Source organism: Mesorhizobium sp. B2-6-4 (genome assembly GCF_006441495.1).
Lineage (GTDB): Bacteria > Pseudomonadota > Alphaproteobacteria > Rhizobiales > Rhizobiaceae > Mesorhizobium.
Genome location: NZ_VFUE01000027.1, coordinates 11,631 through 30,231, shown reverse-complemented (window position 1 = coordinate 30,231; position 18,601 = coordinate 11,631). Strand labels below are relative to the sequence as shown.

At 63.2% G+C, this 18,601-nt stretch carries 23 protein-coding genes; 10 read left to right on the top strand and 13 right to left on the bottom strand.

Annotation, left to right across the window (positions count from 1 at the left end):
- Positions 1 to 62 precede the first annotated feature (62 nt).
- Both FJ426_RS27895 and FJ426_RS27890 read left to right on the top strand, forming a co-directional pair.
- Complete coding sequence (locus FJ426_RS27895) at positions 63 to 1,310, top strand: MFS transporter (protein WP_140500523.1); 1,248 nt, start codon at positions 63 to 65, stop codon at positions 1,308 to 1,310.
- Positions 1,311 to 1,341: 31 nt separating this feature from the next.
- Positions 1,342 to 1,605, top strand: a complete 264-nt coding sequence (locus FJ426_RS27890; protein ID WP_140500522.1) for a metalloregulator ArsR/SmtB family transcription factor — start codon at positions 1,342 to 1,344, stop codon at positions 1,603 to 1,605.
- 35 nt (positions 1,606 to 1,640) lie between these two features.
- On the opposite strand, the gene FJ426_RS27885 is transcribed toward FJ426_RS27890, so the two are convergent.
- Both FJ426_RS27885 and FJ426_RS27880 read right to left on the bottom strand, forming a co-directional pair.
- On the bottom strand, positions 1,641 to 2,297 hold the full coding sequence (locus FJ426_RS27885) for a glutathione S-transferase family protein (RefSeq protein WP_140517605.1): 657 nt from the start codon (positions 2,295 to 2,297) through the stop codon (positions 1,641 to 1,643).
- A 50-nt stretch (positions 2,298 to 2,347) separates the two neighbouring features.
- A complete protein-coding gene (locus FJ426_RS27880) occupies positions 2,348 to 3,232 on the bottom strand; it encodes an alpha/beta hydrolase (protein ID WP_140517604.1) in 885 nt (294 codons plus the stop codon).
- Between the two features lie 89 nt (positions 3,233 to 3,321).
- On the opposite strand from FJ426_RS27880, the gene FJ426_RS27875 reads away from it, so the two are divergent.
- The 3 genes from FJ426_RS27875 (at position 3,322) to FJ426_RS27865 (ending at position 4,774) form a co-directional block, all read left to right on the top strand.
- Entirely contained in the window at positions 3,322 to 3,843 is a 522-nt protein-coding gene (locus tag FJ426_RS27875) for a helix-turn-helix domain-containing protein (RefSeq protein WP_140500517.1), read from the top strand.
- A 76-nt stretch (positions 3,844 to 3,919) separates the two neighbouring features.
- Positions 3,920 to 4,153, top strand: a complete 234-nt coding sequence (locus FJ426_RS27870; RefSeq protein ID WP_140562418.1) for a hypothetical protein — start codon at positions 3,920 to 3,922, stop codon at positions 4,151 to 4,153.
- 189 nt (positions 4,154 to 4,342) lie between these two features.
- The gene (locus FJ426_RS27865; protein WP_140562417.1) at positions 4,343 to 4,774 is read left to right on the top strand and encodes a heme-binding protein; all 432 of its coding nucleotides are present in this window, start codon (positions 4,343 to 4,345) and stop codon (positions 4,772 to 4,774) included.
- Positions 4,775 to 4,776: 2 nt separating this feature from the next.
- Here FJ426_RS27865 and FJ426_RS27860 read toward each other — a convergent pair whose 3' ends face one another.
- The 8 genes from FJ426_RS27860 to FJ426_RS27825 all read right to left on the bottom strand — a co-directional run bounded on the left by FJ426_RS27860 (position 4,777) and on the right by FJ426_RS27825 (position 10,563).
- Complete coding sequence (locus FJ426_RS27860) at positions 4,777 to 5,178, bottom strand: hypothetical protein (protein WP_140500511.1); 402 nt, start codon at positions 5,176 to 5,178, stop codon at positions 4,777 to 4,779.
- A gap of 180 nt (positions 5,179 to 5,358) precedes the next feature.
- Positions 5,359 to 6,312, bottom strand: a complete 954-nt coding sequence (locus FJ426_RS27855; RefSeq protein ID WP_140562415.1) for an agmatinase — start codon at positions 6,310 to 6,312, stop codon at positions 5,359 to 5,361.
- A gap of 31 nt (positions 6,313 to 6,343) precedes the next feature.
- On the bottom strand, positions 6,344 to 7,018 hold the full coding sequence (locus tag FJ426_RS27850) for an amino acid ABC transporter permease (RefSeq protein WP_181165382.1): 675 nt from the start codon (positions 7,016 to 7,018) through the stop codon (positions 6,344 to 6,346).
- A complete protein-coding gene (locus FJ426_RS27845; RefSeq protein WP_140562412.1) occupies positions 7,015 to 7,674 on the bottom strand; it encodes an amino acid ABC transporter permease in 660 nt (219 codons plus the stop codon). Before FJ426_RS27845 ends, FJ426_RS27850 begins: the two co-directional genes overlap by 4 nt.
- A 101-nt stretch (positions 7,675 to 7,775) precedes the next feature.
- Positions 7,776 to 8,633 (bottom strand): transporter substrate-binding domain-containing protein, encoded by an 858-nt coding sequence (locus tag FJ426_RS27840; protein ID WP_140500505.1) that lies wholly within the window; start codon positions 8,631 to 8,633, stop codon positions 7,776 to 7,778.
- 2 nt (positions 8,634 to 8,635) lie between these two features.
- Positions 8,636 to 9,130, bottom strand: coding sequence for an Lrp/AsnC family transcriptional regulator (locus FJ426_RS27835; RefSeq protein WP_140500504.1), 495 nt, complete (start codon positions 9,128 to 9,130; stop codon positions 8,636 to 8,638).
- 346 nt (positions 9,131 to 9,476) lie between these two features.
- The gene (rpmF, locus tag FJ426_RS27830; protein WP_008834724.1) at positions 9,477 to 9,659 is read right to left on the bottom strand and encodes a 50S ribosomal protein L32; all 183 of its coding nucleotides are present in this window, start codon (positions 9,657 to 9,659) and stop codon (positions 9,477 to 9,479) included.
- A 142-nt stretch (positions 9,660 to 9,801) separates the two neighbouring features.
- Entirely contained in the window at positions 9,802 to 10,563 is a 762-nt protein-coding gene (locus tag FJ426_RS27825) for a transglycosylase domain-containing protein (RefSeq protein ID WP_140500502.1), read from the bottom strand.
- A gap of 78 nt (positions 10,564 to 10,641) precedes the next feature.
- On the opposite strand from FJ426_RS27825, the gene FJ426_RS27820 reads away from it, so the two are divergent.
- The 5 genes from FJ426_RS27820 to FJ426_RS27800 all read left to right on the top strand — a co-directional run bounded on the left by FJ426_RS27820 (position 10,642) and on the right by FJ426_RS27800 (position 15,586).
- Positions 10,642 to 11,559: a polyprenyl synthetase family protein gene (locus FJ426_RS27820; RefSeq protein ID WP_140558867.1), complete on the top strand. Its 918-nt coding sequence runs from the start codon at positions 10,642 to 10,644 to the stop codon at positions 11,557 to 11,559.
- Between the two features lie 69 nt (positions 11,560 to 11,628).
- Positions 11,629 to 12,384, top strand: a complete 756-nt coding sequence (locus tag FJ426_RS27815; RefSeq protein WP_140500499.1) for an SDR family oxidoreductase — start codon at positions 11,629 to 11,631, stop codon at positions 12,382 to 12,384.
- A gap of 207 nt (positions 12,385 to 12,591) precedes the next feature.
- Complete coding sequence (locus tag FJ426_RS27810; protein WP_140517598.1) at positions 12,592 to 12,810, top strand: hypothetical protein; 219 nt, start codon at positions 12,592 to 12,594, stop codon at positions 12,808 to 12,810.
- Positions 12,811 to 12,823: 13 nt separating this feature from the next.
- On the top strand, positions 12,824 to 13,066 hold the full coding sequence (locus FJ426_RS27805) for a hypothetical protein (protein ID WP_140500496.1): 243 nt from the start codon (positions 12,824 to 12,826) through the stop codon (positions 13,064 to 13,066).
- Positions 13,067 to 13,246: 180 nt separating this feature from the next.
- Positions 13,247 to 15,586, top strand: coding sequence for a response regulator (locus FJ426_RS27800; protein ID WP_140825660.1), 2,340 nt, complete (start codon positions 13,247 to 13,249; stop codon positions 15,584 to 15,586).
- Here the strand turns inward: FJ426_RS27800 and FJ426_RS27795 are convergent, their stop codons facing one another.
- The 3 genes from FJ426_RS27795 to ispG form a co-directional block, all read right to left on the bottom strand.
- On the bottom strand, positions 15,587 to 16,399 hold the full coding sequence (locus FJ426_RS27795; RefSeq protein ID WP_246675623.1) for a Stf0 family sulfotransferase: 813 nt from the start codon (positions 16,397 to 16,399) through the stop codon (positions 15,587 to 15,589). It lies immediately after the preceding gene.
- A 64-nt stretch (positions 16,400 to 16,463) separates the two neighbouring features.
- A complete protein-coding gene (locus FJ426_RS27790) occupies positions 16,464 to 17,312 on the bottom strand; it encodes a lytic transglycosylase domain-containing protein (RefSeq protein WP_140562409.1) in 849 nt (282 codons plus the stop codon).
- Between the two features lie 5 nt (positions 17,313 to 17,317).
- Positions 17,318 to 18,568 (bottom strand): flavodoxin-dependent (E)-4-hydroxy-3-methylbut-2-enyl-diphosphate synthase, encoded by a 1,251-nt coding sequence (gene ispG / locus FJ426_RS27785; protein WP_140517596.1) that lies wholly within the window; start codon positions 18,566 to 18,568, stop codon positions 17,318 to 17,320.
- Positions 18,569 to 18,601: the final 33 nt, after the last annotated feature.

Genomic DNA, 18,601 nt, shown 5'->3' with positions numbered 1-18,601 from the left:
AAAGCCCGAATGCGACTGTCTTCAGACTCTGCGTCTCTCCTCGATTTCAGCCGGATCAAAAAATGCTCGCAGCCTACAGACCGATCCTTTCGCTGCTTCGGGGCACCGCCTTCCTTTTGGCAGCGTCGGGATTGCACGGCTTGCTGTTGCCGCTGCGCGGCCAGGTGGAAGGCTTCTCCACCGCATCGCTTGGCCTGATGGGCACAGCCTGGGCCGGCGGCTTCGTCACCGGCTGCTTCTTTGCACCACGTATCGTGCGCCGTGCCGGCCACGTGCGCGCCTTCGGCGCCTTCGCCGCGTCCGGCGCCATCGTTGCGCTGCTCACCGGACTGGTCATCGACGAATATGTCTGGATCCTGTTGCGCGCCTTCACCGGCTTCACCATGGCCGGCGCCTTCATGGTCATCGAAAGCTGGCTGAACGAAAAGGCCACCAACGAGAATCGCGGCACCGTTTTCGGCCTCTATATGATGGTCACCTATGCCTCGATCATGGGCGGGCAGATGATCGTCGCCGGCGGCGACGTGAAATCGGCCTCACTCTTCATGATCACCGGCATCCTGTTCTGCCTGTCACTGATCCCGACCGCGGTATCGACCGCCTCGCACCCCAAGCCGCTCCAGGACGTCAAGCTCGACGTCAAGGGGCTCTACGCCAACTCGCCGGTCTCGGCCATCGCTTGCGTCCTCATCGGCATCGCCAACGGCGCATGGGGCACGCTTGGCGCCGTCTATGGCGCCCGCATCGGCATCTCCACCGCTGAGATCGCCTTGATGATGAGCCTGGTGGTGGTGGCGGGTGCCGCCATGCAGCTTCCGGCCGGGCGTTTCTCCGACAAGACCGACCGGCGCTTCGTGCTGGCGGGTGCCGCTTTCGGCGCTGCGCTGTTCGCGCTCTTGATCTTCCTGTTCGAACCGCGCTCCGGCGTCTTCGTCATCGTCTTCACCGCCGCCTACGGTGCTTTCGCCTATACGCTCTACTCGATCGCCGTGGCGCATGCCAACGACCACGCCAGTGCCGAGGACTTCGTCAAGGTTTCGGGCGGCCTGCTGCTGCTCTATGGCTTCGGCACCATGATCGGACCCTTGCTGGCGGCCGCCCTGATGGGCTGGATGCGTCCGGAGGGCCTGTTTCTGGCGACCGCCTTCGCGCATCTTTCCCTGGCAGGCTACACGCTGCTGCGCATCAGCCGCCGCGCGCCGGTGCCGATCGAGGACCGCGACGCCTTCAAGACGCAGCCCGCCGACCGTTCGGTGACGCCGGAAGCATTGCGGCTTGACCCACGAAGAAAAGCAGAAGCAAACGGTTGAGATTCGAAGAACTTTGCCCCACAAATGAGGCATGATGCTTTCCGACGCCTTCATGGCGATCGCCGATCCCAACCGGCGCCATCTCCTGGAAGAACTTCGACGCGGTCCCAAAACCGTCAATCAACTGGCAGCCGGGCTGCCGGTCTCACGTCCGGCCGTATCGCAGCATCTGAAGGTGTTGCTCGATGCCGGCCTTGTCCACGCCAAGGCCGAAGGCACGCGGCGCGTCTATACGGTGAGCAATGCCGGCTTCCTGAAACTCAACATCTGGCTCGACCAATTTTGGGAGACTTGATCGTTCCTGTTCAAACGACCGGTCACGCACCACGATCAGCCATCATTATAGGGGAAGAGCTTGAAATAGGGCTGCGCCTCCTCAATCACCTGGGCGAAGGCCGGCCGCTGCAACAGCCGGTCATGGTAGCGACTCACGGCAGGATATCTGTCGCCGAATGGCTCGACCTTGTTGGCGTAGAACAGGGCCGGCGAGGCCGCGCAATCGGCCATGGTGAAGGCGTCGCCCACAGCCCAGTTCCTCGACGCCATCTCCTGCTCGATGATCGCATAGGAATTGCGCAACTGGTCGCGCGCCTGTTCGACGCCGAACGGATCGGTCCTACGTTCCGGGCGCAGCCGGTCCCCGACGATCTTCTGCATCGGTTCCTGCACATAGAGATCGTAAAAGCGATCGGCCTGGCGAACCGCGATTGCGAGGTCGATATCGGCGGGGACGAGGTCGACCGGTCCGGGATAGTGCGCGGCCAGATACTCGATGACGAGGGTCGACTCCAGCACGGTGCGGTCGCGCGCATCGTCACGCAAAGCGGGCATCTTGCCCCAGGGCGCTATCTTCAGGAAGGCCGCTCGCGACTGCTCGTCGCCGAGATCGACGATGACGGACGCGAACGGCGTGCCGTTCTCGTAGAGCGCGATCAGCGGCTTCCAGCAAAACGAGGCCAGCGGATGATAGTGAAGCGTCAGGGACATTTTTGCTCACCTGTCTCGGGGTTCACGTCGTCTAGTACCGAAATGTTTACTTAACTATTGCCCAAACTTGTGGCGTCAGGACCGCGCTTTGAGTGCCAATCGGCCCGGATATGAGCAACGATGCCGGTGACGATCACATCCCAATCGTCCGGATGCAGTTCGTGGCCACCGCCTTCAACCCGGAGGAGTTTCGCGCCGGCGACCGCCCCGGCCAGCGCTTCGCCATGCTCGACCGGAAAGATGGGATCGGCCGTACCATGGATTACCAGCAGCGGCGCGTTCATCTCGTGCAGTCGGCCCCTCCATCGATCACTATCGCCCTTGAGCAGGAAATGATTGGTCGCGCTGAGCAGGCCGCCGGAGCGATCATAGTCCCGCTCGATGAAGGCTCTCATGCGGCCCTCGTCGAAGGGATGCGCTGTGCTGGCGATCGCCTTGGCATCTTTGATCATGAAGTCCATGACCTGGCGGCGATCCGACCAGTCAATGTGCGCGCCTTCAGCCGAATGTTTGATATAGGCATCGCTGGTCTGCGGCAGGTTCGAGGTGTCCACTCCCATCGGCGAGCTGCTGATCACGGTCAGCGACGCGACGCGGGACGGATGCTTGAGCACCACGAGCTGCGTGATCATGCCGCCCATCGACATGCCGGCGATATGCGCCTTGTCGAGGCCGTGGCTGTCGAGAACGCCGATCGCATCGTCGGCCATGTCGTCGAACGTGTAGGGCGGCTCTCCCGGCGGATATTTGGTCGAGCGGCCGGTATCTCGATTATCATAGCGGATTACGAACAGTCCCGCGGCGGCGAGTTTCCGGCAAAACGCCTCCGGCCACCACAGCATTGAGGCCATCGCTCCCATGATCAGCAGCAGAGCGGGGTCGGCGGGGTCGCCAAAGGCTTCGGATATGATAGTGGGGCGTCCAGTCTTCGTCATCGCGTCGCCTCCTCATCTGCTTGCATTTTGCAATCGGTTGCACCATAATAAAACCGATACAATAATGCAACCGGTTTTGGAGAAGTCGAATGAACATCGATCGCCGCTCGGGTTGCCCGATCAATCTTTCGCTGGAAGTGTTCGGCGACCGCTGGAGCCTGATCATCCTTCGCGACATGATTTTTGGCGGCAGGCGCCATTTTCGCGAGTTGCTCAACGGGTCGATGGAAGGCATTGCTTCCAACATACTGGCCGACCGGCTGAAGCGGCTGATGGATCTGGGCATGCTGACCAAGGCCGACGATCCTTCGCACAAGCAGAAGGCGATCTACAGCCTGACCGAAATGGCGATCACCCTGGTGCCGATCCTGGCCCATCTCGGCGCCTGGGGCCGCGTCTGGCTGCCGGTCAGCGAGGAATTGTCGATCCGGGCCGAGCTTCTGGAAAAGGGCGGGCCGCCGCTATGGGAGAAATTCATGGATGAGTTGCGCCACGAGCATCTCGGCACGCCCCTCGATGCAGCGTCCGGCCCCTCTGTACGCGCGACCCTGCAGGCCGCCTATGAGGCCGTGCTCGCCAGCAAGGCTCTCGGCGCCAACCCGGCCGCGTGACCAACTATTTTCCCCGTTGAATGGCCGGCTCTGCTACAAGAGGCCGAAAATCACGTCACGAGATTGGAACAGACTCTTGGTTGAGAACTCTAGGGATACTGCCCGCGCGCGCGCCGATCTGCGCTTCAAGAAGCAGGAGGAAGCGGCCACGGTCCGACAGAAGGCGATGGCCGAGTATGTCGCCGAGAGCGCTGCCCGCAAGGTCAAGACCGACAAGCTGCGGGCGCTGCGGCTGGCCAAGGAAGCCGAAGACCTTGCCAACGCGCCGGCAGTGCCCGCCAAGAAGCCCGCCCGCGCCAAGAAGAAGTAGCACGCCGCTCCCGGTTGCTTCGTTGCCGGCCCTGAGCCGGTGGCCGTTGATCGCATTTGGTGGATCGCGGCATAGGCGCGATCCGGATCGGCGCGTTCACCCCGCTTTCCACGAAGCAATTTCAACCGGAACCTGGATTGCCTCGTCCGGCTGGCTGCCGATGATTATCCGTTCAAACAGGAGATCGCCATGACCGCACTGCCGCTCGACAAAGCCCTCGAGATCATCGATGCCGCCTTCACCAAGGGCGCGGAGCTCAAGCTCAGGCCGCTCGGCGTCTCGGTGCTCGACGCCGGCGGCCATCTCGTCGCCTTCCAGCGCCAGGACGGCGCCTCGTTCCTGCGCCCGCAAATGTCGGCCGGCAAGGCCTATGGCGCGCTCGCCATCGGCATGGGCTCGCGCCGCGTCGAGGCCTTCGCCAAGGAGCGCCCGCATCTCATGACCGGCATCTCCGACGTCTCGGGCGGACGCGTGTTGCCGGTCGTGGGCGGCGTGCTGATCCGCGACAAGGCAGGCAGCATCATAGGCGCGGTCGGTATTTCGGGCGACAGCTCGGACAATGACGAAGCCGCCGCCATCGCCGGCATCGAGGCCGCCGGCTTCACCGCCGATCCGGGCTGAGGCTAATTCAGGTTGATATCCCTGCTCGCCGACCGCATCGACACCGAGAAGCCGGCGAGCACGTCGAACAGCGCGATGATCATCAGCGTGAAGAAGACCGAATGCGCGGCGCCCTTGACCAGTAGGAACTCGACCAGGAAGGCCACGAAGACCAGCGTCGACAACAGATGGTCCATGATCGAGGCGTTCGTAGTGCGCGCCGATTTCACGATCTCGACGAAGAGGAAGATGAGCCCGATCAGCACCATAAGGTCGCCGAGCGTCATCGAGAACACCCCGCCGGACATCATGCCGACGGAAAAGACCTCGCTTGCCCAGGGATCGTCACCGCTGCCGAATATTCCGAGCAGCCCGAGATTGTAGAGGACAAAGGGCACGATCAGCAGCGGGACGGCACCGAACATCTGGCGTCTCCATTTGGGGGCACCCCTTTGTAGAGTGCGCCACCGGCACGCCGTCAAGAATTTTCGCAGCACGCCCCAAACACGCTAGAAAACCGAATGCAACAACGATGTCAGCCGGTTGTCCGGCCGACATCTTTGAAATCGAGCCGCGGGATGCGTGAACGCGCACCCCGCTCGCGATCAGCGCTTGAAGTAGCCGGCGCGCACGGCCGCGCCGATGACGTTGAGGATGATATGGCCGGCCGTCATCGAGGTGATCTCGTTGACGTCGCGCGCCGGCGCGATCTCGACGATATCCATGCCGACCAGCCTTCCTTTGCCGACCAGCCCCTTGATGAGCTCAATCGTCTGCCGGTAGCTGACGCCGCCCGGCTGTGGCCCCTCGACCGCCGGCATCACCGCCGGATCGAGGCCGTCGGCATCGATGGTGAGATAGTAGCGACCGCCGTCGGGAATTCGCTTCAGGAGCGCGGCGGTGCCGATGTCCTGCCATTCATTGGTGGTGATGATGTTGGCGCCATAGGCGCGGGCGGCCTCGACCTCCTCGGTGCGCGCGCTGCCTTGGCCGCGAACGCCGACCTGAAAAATATCCTTGATATGCGCCATTTCCGAGGCCCGCCGGATAGTGCTGGAATAGCCCTCCTTGACCCCGTTGACGTTGTCACGCCAGTCGAGATGGGCATCGAGCTGGACCAGCGTGATCGGACCCTCGCCGTCAAGCGCCCGGAAGATCGGGATCGGAATGCCGTGGTCGCCGCCGATTGTGATCGGCAGTGCGCCCGCGGCGCGGATCTTGCGGATCGCCGCTTCGGCTCTGCCATAGTGCCCGACATGATCGGCCGCCGCGCCGGGAACGTCGCCGACGTCTACCACCTTGATGTCCTTGCCGTCGAAGACTGGCCCACCAATGTCGAAATCATAGCGGTCGAGCGCCTGGCTGATCCGCTGCGAGGCGCGCCGCACTGCGGTCGGCGCATTGGTCTGGTCGTTGATCAACTCGTCGATCGTGTAGGGATCGCCATAGGGCATGCCGATGATGGCGACATCGGCCTTCAGCGTGTCGAGATCCTCGACCAGCGGAAAGTTCATGAATGTCTGGAAGACATCGCGCGGCGCGGTGGTGAGTTTGGACATGGGGTCTCCTCTGCGTTGAAGCTTTTTTGGATCAGGCGCCACGGCGGGCTGCGAGATGAGGCTGCAGCCTGTGCTCCAGGCTGCGCGAGATCGCTGCCACGAAGGCCGTCAGCCCCCAGTACAGCAATGCGATGGCGGTGAAGATCTCCACCGGCGAGAATGTGCGGCCAATGATATTCTGGGCCATGTAGGTGAGTTCCGGCACGGTGATCGCCGACAGGATCGCCGATTCCTTGATCAGCGTGATGGTGAGATTGGTGGCCGCGGGCAGGATGTAGCCGAGCACCTGCGGCACCAGGATCTTGCGGAAGATGGTCAGGTAGCGCAGTCCCAGCGCGTAGCCGGCCTCGACCTGGCCGTACGAAATCGACTGGATCGCGCCCCTGATGATCTCGGCGGAATAGGCGCTGGCGTAGGCCGACAGCGCCCCGATCGACACGACCACGGGCGAGAGCCTGACACCGAACATCGGCAAGGCGTAGAACAAAAGGAAGATCTGGATCAGGAACGGGATATTGCGGAATATTTCGACATAGGCCGAGACGATCGCCGTCGGCACCCGTCCGCCGCGCAGCCGGATCAGCGCCAGCACGGTACCGAGCGCGAAGCCGAACGGCAGTGCGACAGCGCACATCAGCGCCGTGTTGCCGAAGCCCTTGGCGAGTATGTGCCAGTTGTCCGCTATGACGGAAAAATCGAAGTTCATGCGCGTACGCCTTGCGCCTTGCGTTCCAGGCGCTTGGTCAGCACGCTGCATGAGAGCAGCACGACGAAATACAGCACCGCCGCGATGCAGAAGGCCTCGACCGGCCGGTAGGTGACGTTCATGATGTTCTGCGCGGTGCGGGTCAGTTCCACCACCGCGATCACCGACAGGATCGAGGATGCCTTCACCAGCATGGTGAACTCGTTGACCATCGGTGGGATAATGGCGCAGAAGAGCTGCGGCAGGATGACCTTGAACCAGGTCACGGCAGGCTTCAGCCCGAGCGCCTTGGCCGCCTCGTACTGGCCGGCGGGAATGCGCGTCAGCCCGGCGCGCAGGATTTCGGCGACGAAGGCCGCGCTGTTGAAGCTGAGCGCCAGCACGCCGGCCAGGAGCGGCGGCAGGTCGATACCGACGAGGCCCGGCAGCACGTAGTAGACCATGAAGATCTGCACGATCAGCGGCGTGCCTCGGATGAAGCTGGTGTAGACCGCGCCGATCCAGCGGATCACGCGCCAGCGCGACCTGCCACATGCGAGCAGGCCGAAGCCGATCAATGTGCCCACCAGAAACCCCAGCGCCGAGACGCTCAGCGTGATGCCGGCGCCGGCCAGGAATTCCGGCAGGAAGGTCAGCGTCTTTGAAAAATGGAACATTTTTCAGCTCGAATGATCCCTGGACGTCCGGGCCATCCGAGACCGGCGCGTCCAATGACTGGAACCACCGGTCCGGCAGCGCCGGGCGCCTGGTTGGGGGCTTAGAGCGCGCCAGGCGGCAGATAACCCTCGTCGGGCGTCTTCATCTCGAACCCGAACCATTTGAGCTGAAGCTCCTTCAGCTTGCCGCTGTCCTTCAAGTCGCCGATTTTGGCGTTGATGAAGGCGCGCAGATCCTTGTCCTCCGGCCGCACCACCCAGGAGAGATAGGAGAATTCGCCGATCGAGCCGACGACCTTGTAGGTATCGGGAACGTTCTTCATCAGAACGGCCGCCGAAGGCGAGGCGATGACGATGGCGTCGACCTGGCCGGAGGCCAGAGCGACATGGGTCTCGGGGAAGGAGGTGAACAGCTTCATCTCGCCGACACCCTTGCCGCCTTTATCCTTGAGCTCCTTGTCATAGGCCTCGATGATGGGCTGCACGGAGGAGGCGAGTTGCGTGGCCACCACCATGCCGTTGATGTCCTCCGGCTTCTTGATGCGCTCCTCGTCGACGCGCACGACGACGACGTTCTCGAACGAACCGGTTGGCCGCGTGTAGGCGTATTTCGCCGCCCGCTCGGCGTTGATGCCGGTCGAGGTCGCCATCAGGTCGAACTTCTTGGCCAGCAGCCCTGGCAGCAAGCCTTGGAAAGGCAGGTTGAGCTGGTCGAGCTTCACGCCGAGCTGGCTGACCACATAGTCGAGAATGTCCTTGTTATAGCCGACGATCTGGCCGTCGCGGACGAATTCGAACGGCTCGAACGCGGCCTCGGTTCCGACAAGGATGGTGCCGCGCTGCTTGATTTGGTCGACCAGCCCATTGGCATGGGCGGTGGCAGTGAACGGCAGGAGGAGCGGAGCGGCGGCAAGAAGGGTCAGGACGCGGCGGCGCGAAGCGGAAAGAAACTCACCCATTGTTACCCTCTTTTTTCTTCGGTTTTGCTGTGCTGGTAAGCCCGGCCGCTATGCTTGAAGACGCGACCGATCATGTAGCTCTCGGAATCCTTGATCCCGGGAACGTTGGCCAGTTCACTGACGAGGAAATCGTGCAGGCTGGTCGTGGATGGCAAAGTGAGCTGGATGATGATGTCGAACGGCCCGGTCATGGCGTAAACGCTGTCGACGAACGAGTATTCCGACAGTTTTCGAGCAACGCTGATGATGTGCTCGCGGTCGACGTCGAGCCCGACAATGGCCGCAATGCCGACATCGCTGCGCAAAGGGCGCACGACCGCCTGGATGCAGATATCCGGGTCCTCGAGCACACGGGCCATTTTCCGCCGCACCGTCGCTTCGGTGACGCCGATGCGCTTGGCGATATCCACACTCGACATCCGCCCATCGACTTTGAGTTGGGAAAGGACGGCCTGCTCGGTATCGTCGAGATCACTTGTGCTGACGAAATCCCACATCGAATTCCCAATCTGTGTCGATTTCCGACTATAAATTCAAAAATCGCATAAGAAACCGTCTATGGCAATCCCACAGATTACGAAAAACACCAGCGACGCTGCCTCCGGCGATTGCCGCGCATCGGGCTCACGGTTCGATCATTGGGAAAAGTCGTGTCGACCGAGTCGAAGGCGATGTGCGGTATGCAATCGGCCATGCCTCGAGGATGCACGATGAGGCGGCGTCCGGGCCGATCGGAGATCAAGGCCTGGAGACGCAGCTACGCTGTCGGTCGTCGGTCCCGCCAGACGCAAAAAGACCGGCCAGCGGCCGGTCTTTTTAGCTCAAACATCAGGAAAGCTGGTCTCAGCTTTCCTTGGGCGTCAGCACCTGGCGGCCGCGATACATGCCGGTCTTCAGGTCGATATGGTGCGGGCGGCGCATTTCGCCGGAGTTCTTGTCCTCGACATAGGTCGGGGCCTTGAGGGCGTCTGCCGAGCGGCGCATGCCGCGCTTGGACGGAGAGGTTTTTCGTTTTGGAACGGCCATGGATATGCTCCACTACATGGTCAAAAGCCCCGCCCGCCCTCGTGAAAGGGCCGTGTCAGGGGCCGGAATCTGAGAAAGTCGGGTGCCTATACACGCCCGGTGCCGTTTTGGCCAGCGCTGCCCGCGAATTTTTTTATGTCGGCTACTGGAGGCAGCCGACATAAGCGCCGGATCGGCCGGCGCGCCGCTCGATCAGGTTGGCCAGCCTCCTTAGCCCCGGCCCGGGCTTGGCCGGGTTGCGGGCGATCGGATTTGGCAAGCTGACGGCAAGCAGCGCGGCCTGACGGCGCGACAGCTGTTTTGCCGAAATACCGAAATGGTGCCGCGCCGCCGCCTCGATGCCGTATATGCCCGGCCCCCACTCGGCGATGTTGAGGTAGATTTCCATGATGCGCCGCTTCGACATCACCGCGTCGAGATACACGGCCAGCGGCAACTCGACCACTTTACGAACCGTGCCCAGCGGACGAGACCACAAAAACAGGTTCTTCACCGTCTGCATGGTGATGGTCGAGGCGCCGCGCGTCCCCTCGCCGGCCAGCGCGTCGTCGACGACACCCCGCAATTCGCCGAGGTCGACGCCGCGATGGAAACAGAACTGTCCGTCCTCCGACATGATCACCGAATTGGCCAGCACCGGTGCCACGTCGTCGATCGACACCCAGCGGCGGTCATAGCCGGAGAAGGTGGCAAGATCCTTCAGCATCAGCGTCGACACCGGATGCACGAAAGACGGCAGATAGAGAAAGGTCAGCACCGTAGGGATAAGCGCCAGCACGGCAGCCACGACGATACCGCGCCGGACCCAGCGTTTGAGAGCACGACGGTTCACGCCACGGGATCTCGTCGCCATGTCCAGCTTTTCGGTTTCATGATCGACGATCGGTTCCGCCAAGTCGCCCAACCCGTGTCTCTCCCTCCCCCGGCATAATGGCGCTTGTCTTCTTGCGCAACGTCTGAGTGTCGGCTACCGGTCCGGGCCATGACGAATGACGATGAAATGGCGTTCGAAACGGCGCTCGTCGCACGGGCCGCCGCCGTCGAGACGTTGCTGCGGCGATTGCTCGACGACCGCGCGCTCACGGGCGAGATCGCGCGGCCCGAGCGCCTTATGGCGGCGATGCGGCACGGCGTGCTCAACGGCGGTAAGCGCCTGCGCCCCTTTCTGGTGATGGAAAGCGCGGCCCTGTTTTCCGCCGACGGCGAAGCGGCACTGCGCGTGGCGGCCGCACTGGAATGCGTGCACTGCTATTCGCTGATCCATGACGACCTGCCGGCGATGGACGACGACGATCTGCGCCGCGGCCAGCCTACCGTGCACAGGGCCTTCGACGAGGCGACTGCCATCCTCGCCGGCGACGCCCTGCTGACGCTTGCCTTCGACATCCTCGCCGACGAGACTACGGCGCTGCCGGCGGAGCGGCGGGCCGCCCTTGTGCTGGCGCTCGCCCGCGCCGCCGGGGCCGGCGGCATGGTCGGCGGCCAGACGCTGGACCTCGAGGCCGAGCGCATCGCCCCGGACGAGGCCGGGATCATCCGGCTGCAGGCGATGAAGACCGGTGCGCTGATCCGCTTTGCCTGCGAGGCGGGCGCGGTCGTCGCCGGCGTGCCTGCCGGGGATCGCGAAAGACTGGCCGAGTTCGGCTCGGCGATCGGGCTTGCCTTCCAGCTTGCCGACGATCTTCTCGATTTGACCGCGGATGCCGCACAGATGGGCAAGGCGACGGGCAAGGACGCCGCCGCCGGCAAGGCAACGCTGGTGGCGCTGCACGGGGAGGCATGGGCACGCGCCCAGTTGCATGGCCTTGTCCATCAGGCGCATGCGCTGCTCGAACCCTATGGCGAGCAGGCCGGCCTGCTGAAGGCAGCCGCGACCTTCGTGGCGACGCGCAACAATTGAGATCGGGCAGACCCCGAGGCTTGGCGTGAAGGTTTCTGTTTAACGGGCCAATCGGGAGGATCAGGTTCGATGTCGACCAAATTGTTCGATCTCAGCGGGCGCACCGCCCTCGTAACCGGCTCCTCGCAAGGCATAGGCTTCGCCTTGGCCAAGGGTTTGGCCGAAGCCGGCGCCAGGGTGATCCTCAACGGCCGTGACGAGGCAAGGCTCGCCACCGCGATCAGGCAGATTCCCGGAGCGGAAAAGCTGGCCTTCGATGCTACCGATCATGAAGCGGTTCGCTCGGCGGTCGACGGTTTCGAACTGGACGGCGGAGCGATCGACATTTTGGTGAACAATGCCGGCATGCAATTCCGCGCGCCGCTCGAGGAGTTTCCCGCCGATGCGTTCGAGCGCCTGCTGCAGACCAACGTCGCCAGCGTCTTCCATGTCGGCCAGGCCGTGGCGCGCCATATGATCAGGCGCGGCCGCGGCAAGATCATCAACATCGCCAGCGTGCAGACCGCGCTCGCCCGTCCGGGCATCGCGCCCTACACGGCGACGAAAGGCGCGGTCGGCAACCTGACCAAGGGCATGGCTACGGATTGGGCCAAACATGGCCTGCAATGCAATGCCGTTGCACCCGGCTATTTCGATACGCCGCTCAACGCTGCCCTTGTCGCCGACCCTGCGTTCAGCACCTGGCTGGAAAAGCGCACGCCAGCCGGCCGCTGGGGAAAGGTCGAGGAACTGGTCGGCGCCTGCGTCTTCCTGGCCAGCGAGGCCTCCTCTTTCGTAAACGGCCATATTCTCTATGTGGACGGCGGCATCACAGCGTCGATCTGATCCGCCGCGCCGAACAGGCAGGCGCGCCAAATGCTGCCCGATCGATAACCGGTTGACGCGGAGCTGACATCACTCGTGGCAGCATTCCGCTGTTCGAAGATACGCGGCTGCGGTGGTCTCACTCCCGGCCAGAGCGTTTGGGGACCTTGCGTTTCGGGAACAATTGCACCCGTCGCGACGTTCGGGACCAGAAGCAGGAGGCAACCCATGAACGACAACAAGCATCGCAAACAGCCGAGGCCAAGCGATCGCGACTTGCGCAACGATCCCGGCATCGGCGCATCCAAAGGCACCATCAAGGGTGGCGACATTCTTGACGACGACGAGGAACTCGATGGCGAAAATACTTTTCGGGGCGATGTCGAGAACGACACCACCCCGCAAGGCGGTGTGAACCCCGACCAGACCGGCCGGACGAACAAATAGAGGGAGATATCCCATGACCGGCAAGAAGACCCACGAACAGCAGGTGCAAATCATCGAGGAGCGGGTGAACACCAAGAATGCGGACAAGAATTTCAACGCCGAGGACGAACTGAAGCGGTCGAAGCAGGAAAGAACGGCTCGCCAGCAGGGCCAGTCGCTCAGGGGCGGCGACGTCGATCTGGTCGATGCCGACGACCGTGAAATGCTTCGCGGCTCGAACCAGGAATCCCGGCATCACAAACGGCCCGCGGATTGAAATAATATCCGAAGCTTGACCGTCCCTTGAAGTGGCCGCGGCCCTTCATCTCGGCGCAGCCGGCAGGCTACATGGGAGGCTCGGCGGGAATCCGAAATCCTCGGTCGCCAAAACGAAATCTTAATGTAAATCAAGCGTAATCCCGACCGTTAAAATAATGCGTATGTGTTGGGGTTGCGCATGCCGGAATATTCTTCCTTCATACGGTCCATCCGGAGCCGTTATCTCTCAGGATTGCTGATCTTCGCGTTGGCTTCGCTGGCGATCATGCTCGCACTTGATCGCGTCAATTCCTTCCGCCACCAGATCGATGCACTGAGCAGCAACCTTGTCATCTTTACCCGCGATCTGCGCAACGCGACCAGCTTCGCCGAGACGACGGGAACCGCCTGGCGAGCGGAGACGCGCGATGCGCTGACCGCGTCGGCGCGCGGCCATTCGGAACGCCTGACCAGCGAGATTGGGACGCTTGCGGCCCAGATCGCCGCATTGCGTCCACGCCTGTCGACAAAGACGATCAACGAGCTCGAATCCGCTTCGGTCAATGGCGACCTGTTCTGGTCTCCGCGCGACATGATTCGAAACTTCAACCTGATGTCGGTGGCGCAGAAGGTCGATGAGTGGAGCTATCGCGAAATCCGCAACCAGAACGACCTGTTTGCCCAGCCGATGCTGGTCCGCGTCCGCACCGCCATGGACGACGAGCGCCATTTGGCCGACGCCTCCAGTGACCGGCTGCTGCTGTGGGCCAGCGGATTGCTGTTCGCGGTGCTCTCCATCGCCGCTTTCTGGATCTTCCGGCCGATGGAGCAAGCCATCCGCCGCGCCTTCGCCGAATCCGCCGAGTCGCTGTTCAAGGCCGAGGCGGCCGACCGCGCCAAATCGGAATTCCTCGCCAATATGAGCCACGAAATCCGCACGCCGATGAACGGCGTGCTCGGCATGGCCGAGCTGCTGGCCAAGACCGAGCTGACCGCGCGCCAGAAGACCTTCACCGACGTCATCGTCAAATCCGGCAATGCGCTGCTCACCATCATCAACGACATCCTCGATTTCTCCAAGATCAATGCCGGCCAGCTCACGCTCGACCCGGCGCCGTTCCGCCTTGCCGAGGCGGTCGAGGATGTGGCCACGCTCGTCTCCGCCCATGTCGCCGAAAAGAACCTCGAACTGATCGTGCGCGTCGACCCGCGCCTGCCGGCCTACGTCGTCGGCGACGCCGGGCGGTTCCGCCAGATTGTCACCAACCTGCTCGGCAACGCGGTGAAGTTCACCGAGAAGGGCCATGTGCTGATCGACGTCGGCGGCGAAACCGTCAATGACGTCGTCCAGCTCAAGTTGCGCGTCGAGGACACCGGCATCGGCATCCCGGCCGAAAAGTTGCAGAACGTGTTCGAAAAATTCGCCCAGGTCGACGGCTCCTCGACCCGCCGTCACGAGGGCACCGGCCTTGGTCTCGCCATCGCCGCCCGCCTCGTCGACCTGATGGCCGGCAAGATTGGCGTCGAGAGCGAGATCGGCCGCGGCTCCGTATTCTGGTTCGCGGTGCCCCTGCCCGTGCATCGTGCCGAGGCTCGCGACGAGATCGTGCCGGTCGACGTCACCGGCGCCCGCGTTCTGGTCATCGACGACAATCCGGTCAACCGCGAGATCCTGCTCGAACAGCTCAGGAGCTGGAGCTTCGACTGCGCCGCCGCCGAAAGCGGTGCGGTCGGCCTGGCTTTCCTCGACCGCGCCTGCCAGCTGGGGGCCGCCGTCGATTGCATCATCCTCGATTACCAGATGCCCGGTATGAACGGCGCCGATGTCGCGAAAGCCATTGCCGCCGACAGCCGGCTGTCGGCCATACCGGTCGTGCTCCTGACCTCGGTCGACCAGGTCGATTTCGGCAAGATGATCATTGATTTCGGCATTGCCGCGCACCTGACCAAGCCGGCGCGCTCCGCGGTCCTGCTCGGCACCGTCATCTCGGTCGTCCAGAAAGCCCGCTCGCAGGTCGGCAGGGCGCAGTTCGTTCGCGAACCTGTACCGGCGCTGCCGCAGGCGGCGCCGCCCGCCTTTACCGTCATCCGCGGCCCGGCAATGCCGGCCGTCCCCGTGCCGGAACCGACGGTCGCGCCGAATGGTCCGATCGACATCCTCATCGCCGAGGACAACGAGGTGAACCAGTTGGTGTTCGGCCAGATTCTCAACGGGTTGGGCTTGAGCTATCGTATAGCCGGCAACGGCCGCACGGCGGTCGAGATGTACCGCTCGTTGCGCCCGAGGCTGATCCTGATGGACATCTCCATGCCGGAGATGAACGGTTACGAGGCGACCCGCGCCATCCGGGCGACGGAGGCCTCGGATGGCAGCCACATTCCGATCATCGGCGTCACCGCGCATGCGCTGAAGGGCGACCGCGACAAGTGCATCGAAGCCGGCATGGACGACTATCTGCCGAAGCCGGTTTCACCCGACCGCCTCGGCGCCAAGATAGGCACCTGGCTCAGCGAAACGGTGGTGGCGAAGACGGCATAGCTATACCGTCGACGCCTCGGACGCCGCATCCAGATGATAACGGCGCATCCAGTCGAGGCCGGTCTCGTCGGCAAGCCTTGCGACGCCGGGTCTTATATCCCCAGCATCCGGTGCCTGAACCCCCAAGGCGTCGCAAACGGACGCCAACGTTGCAACCGGATCGCTCGACAGGCGCTCATAGCCGATCCGCAGCGGGATTACCTCTTGCTCCGCGAACCACATGTTCCAGGCAGTGTCATAACCATCGAGCCCGGCAACCTCATCCTTGATCCGCCCGAAATCATATCGAGGTTCTCCGGGAGGTCCCACCCTTTCCAGTTCGGTGCCATCGGGAGCGACATGCCAAAGGCCGGTTTGCTGCGCCTTGACCAGCGATACGGCCTGCGCAAGCTTGTCCTCGCGTGACAGATGTATGTAGAGAACACGGCCAAAAGCCCTCTCGAAACGAGCTTTATCCGAGACAAGCCCCGGGAAAATCCGGTCGAGTATCGCTGAAAGCTCATCCAGATTCTCTCGCATCAGGCGCAGGCCGAAAATGCCGGTTCCACCCTTGCCGGCGGCGATGGCCGCATTGAGATAGGCGGCATTGAATTCGAGTTCGCCCATCGTGTCGCGGCCGGGCAGCCCCCACTCTTCGGCCCATTCGGGCACGTCCTGCCGCCGATAGAACGAATGAGGATCGCCCGCCGCCTTCGTGGAGGCCAGGAGCTTGCACAGCAAAGTGCTTCCGGTCCTGGGCGTGCCGCAGATAACATATGCGTCGACCATCCTGCGGCCCTCATTGCTCGTTGAAGGCAGGGCAATGCCGGCCAATCCAGGGTCGCCTATAGCCGCGGCCGTCATTTTTATCGCCCCTTCACCCGCAACGACACACCCGCTATCGGTTGCGCACCACCACGCATGCCCCGCCGACACTTTGCAATTTCTGGCAGATAGCCCCGGCGGCGGCACGGTCGTCGACCCCGATCCTGACCGCGTAGATGCCGCGCCGGCCGATCGGCGTGCGCACCCGGCTGACCACCGGATCATGCCCGGCTAGCAGGGCCGGGAAGCGGCCCCTCACCCTGAGCCACTGGTTGACCGCGGCGCTGCGGCGGAAATTGCCGGCCACCTGGATTCCCCACGGCTTTATGTTGATGGAAGCCATCGCCACCGTGCGCGACATGATCACCGGGAGCTTACGGCAGGCCGCGACGAAATCGGATTTCGCGTCGAGCGGTCGCACGCTTCCGGCATAGGCGCGGTCGGCGAACTTATCGACCGGCTCGCCCATAATGTCGAAGACATAGCTTTCGGTTTCCATCGGCAGGAAGCCGCCCGAGCCCAGCCAGCGCGAGACCCGGTTTTCGCCGGCATTGTAGGCGGCGGCCGCCAGGCCGAGATTGCCATAGCTGGTCTTCATCTCGGCGAGGTATTTCGCCGAGGCCGGGATCGCTTGGTTGATGTCGAAGGAATTGGCGAGCCCGCGCATCTTGGCGGTCCCCGGCATGAACTGGGCGATTCCTTCGGCGCCGACCGGACTGACGGCGTTGGGATCGAACCGACTTTCCTTCCAGATCAGCCGGGCGAAGAAATCCCTGGGCAGGCCGTTCTGGTCGGCATGGGCCTGGATCAGGTTGCAGACCTTGTCGATCAGCCGCTGCTTGGCCGATTGCGGCGGATCGGCCTGGACCAGGGTAGGCCACCCGCACAGCAGGATCAGCGCAACCGGGAGGAAGCGCAGCATTCGACCTACTCTGCCGCGGCCTTGCCGCGACCAAATCGTTGTTCGATATAGTCGGCGACCATCTTTTCGAAATCCTGCGCGATCGACGGTCCGCGCAGCGTCGCCGCCTTCTTGCCGTCGACGAAGACGGGCGCTGTCGGCGTCTCGCCGGTGCCGGGCAGCGAAATGCCGATATCGGCATGTTTGGACTCGCCCGGGCCGTTGACGATGCAGCCCATCACGGCGACCTTGAGGTTCTCGACCCCCGGGTATTTCTCACGCCACGCCGGCATGTTCTTCCTGAGATCGGCCTGGATGTTCTGGGCCAGTTCCTGGAACACGGTCGAGGTTGTGCGGCCGCAGCCGGGGCAAGCGGCGACGATCGGCACGAATTGCCTGAAACCCATGGTCTGCAGCAATTCTTGCGACACCTGTACCTCGCGCGTGCGATCGCCATTCGGCTCCGGCGTCAGCGATATGCGGATGGTGTCGCCGATGCCTTGCTGCAACAGTATGCCCATGGCGGCGGATGAGGCGACGATGCCTTTCGAGCCCATGCCGGCCTCAGTGAGGCCGAGATGCAGCGCATGGTCGGAACGGCTGGCGAGCTCGGTGTAGACGGCGATCAGGTCCTGCACGCCGCTGACCTTGGCCGAGAGGATGATCTTGTCGCGGCCAAGGCCGATCTCCTCGGCCATCTCGGCCGAGAGGATCGCCGACTGCACGATCGCCTCGCGCGTCACTTGCTGTGCGGTCAACGGAAAGCCGCGGGCCTGGTTGTCGTCCATCAGCCGGGTCAGGAGTTCCTGGTCGAGCGAGCCCCAGTTGACGCCGATGCGCACCGGCTTGTCATGTTTGATCGCCATCTCGACGATTGCCGCGAACTGCCGGTCCTTCTTGTCCTTGAAGCCGACATTGCCGGGATTGATGCGGTATTTGGCCAGCGCCTCGGCGCAGGCCGGATGATCGGCCAGGAGCTTGTGACCAATATAGTGGAAGTCGCCGACGATGGGCACGTTGATACCGAGCCGCGCCAGCCGCTCCCGGATGCGCGGCACGGCGGCGGCGCTTTCATCGCGGTCTACGGTGATGCGCACGATCTCGGAGCCGGCGCGATGCAGCGCCGCGACCTGGGCGACCGTCTGGTCGACATCGGCGGTATCCGTATTGGTCATCGACTGCACGACGACGGGAGCACCGCCGCCAACCACCACGCCGCCCACATCGACGCCAACCGAGGTGCGGCGCGGGAAGGGAAAGGAATAATATCCGGTCATGCCGGCAGCCTTTAATCTCTGGAGCGCCGCGCG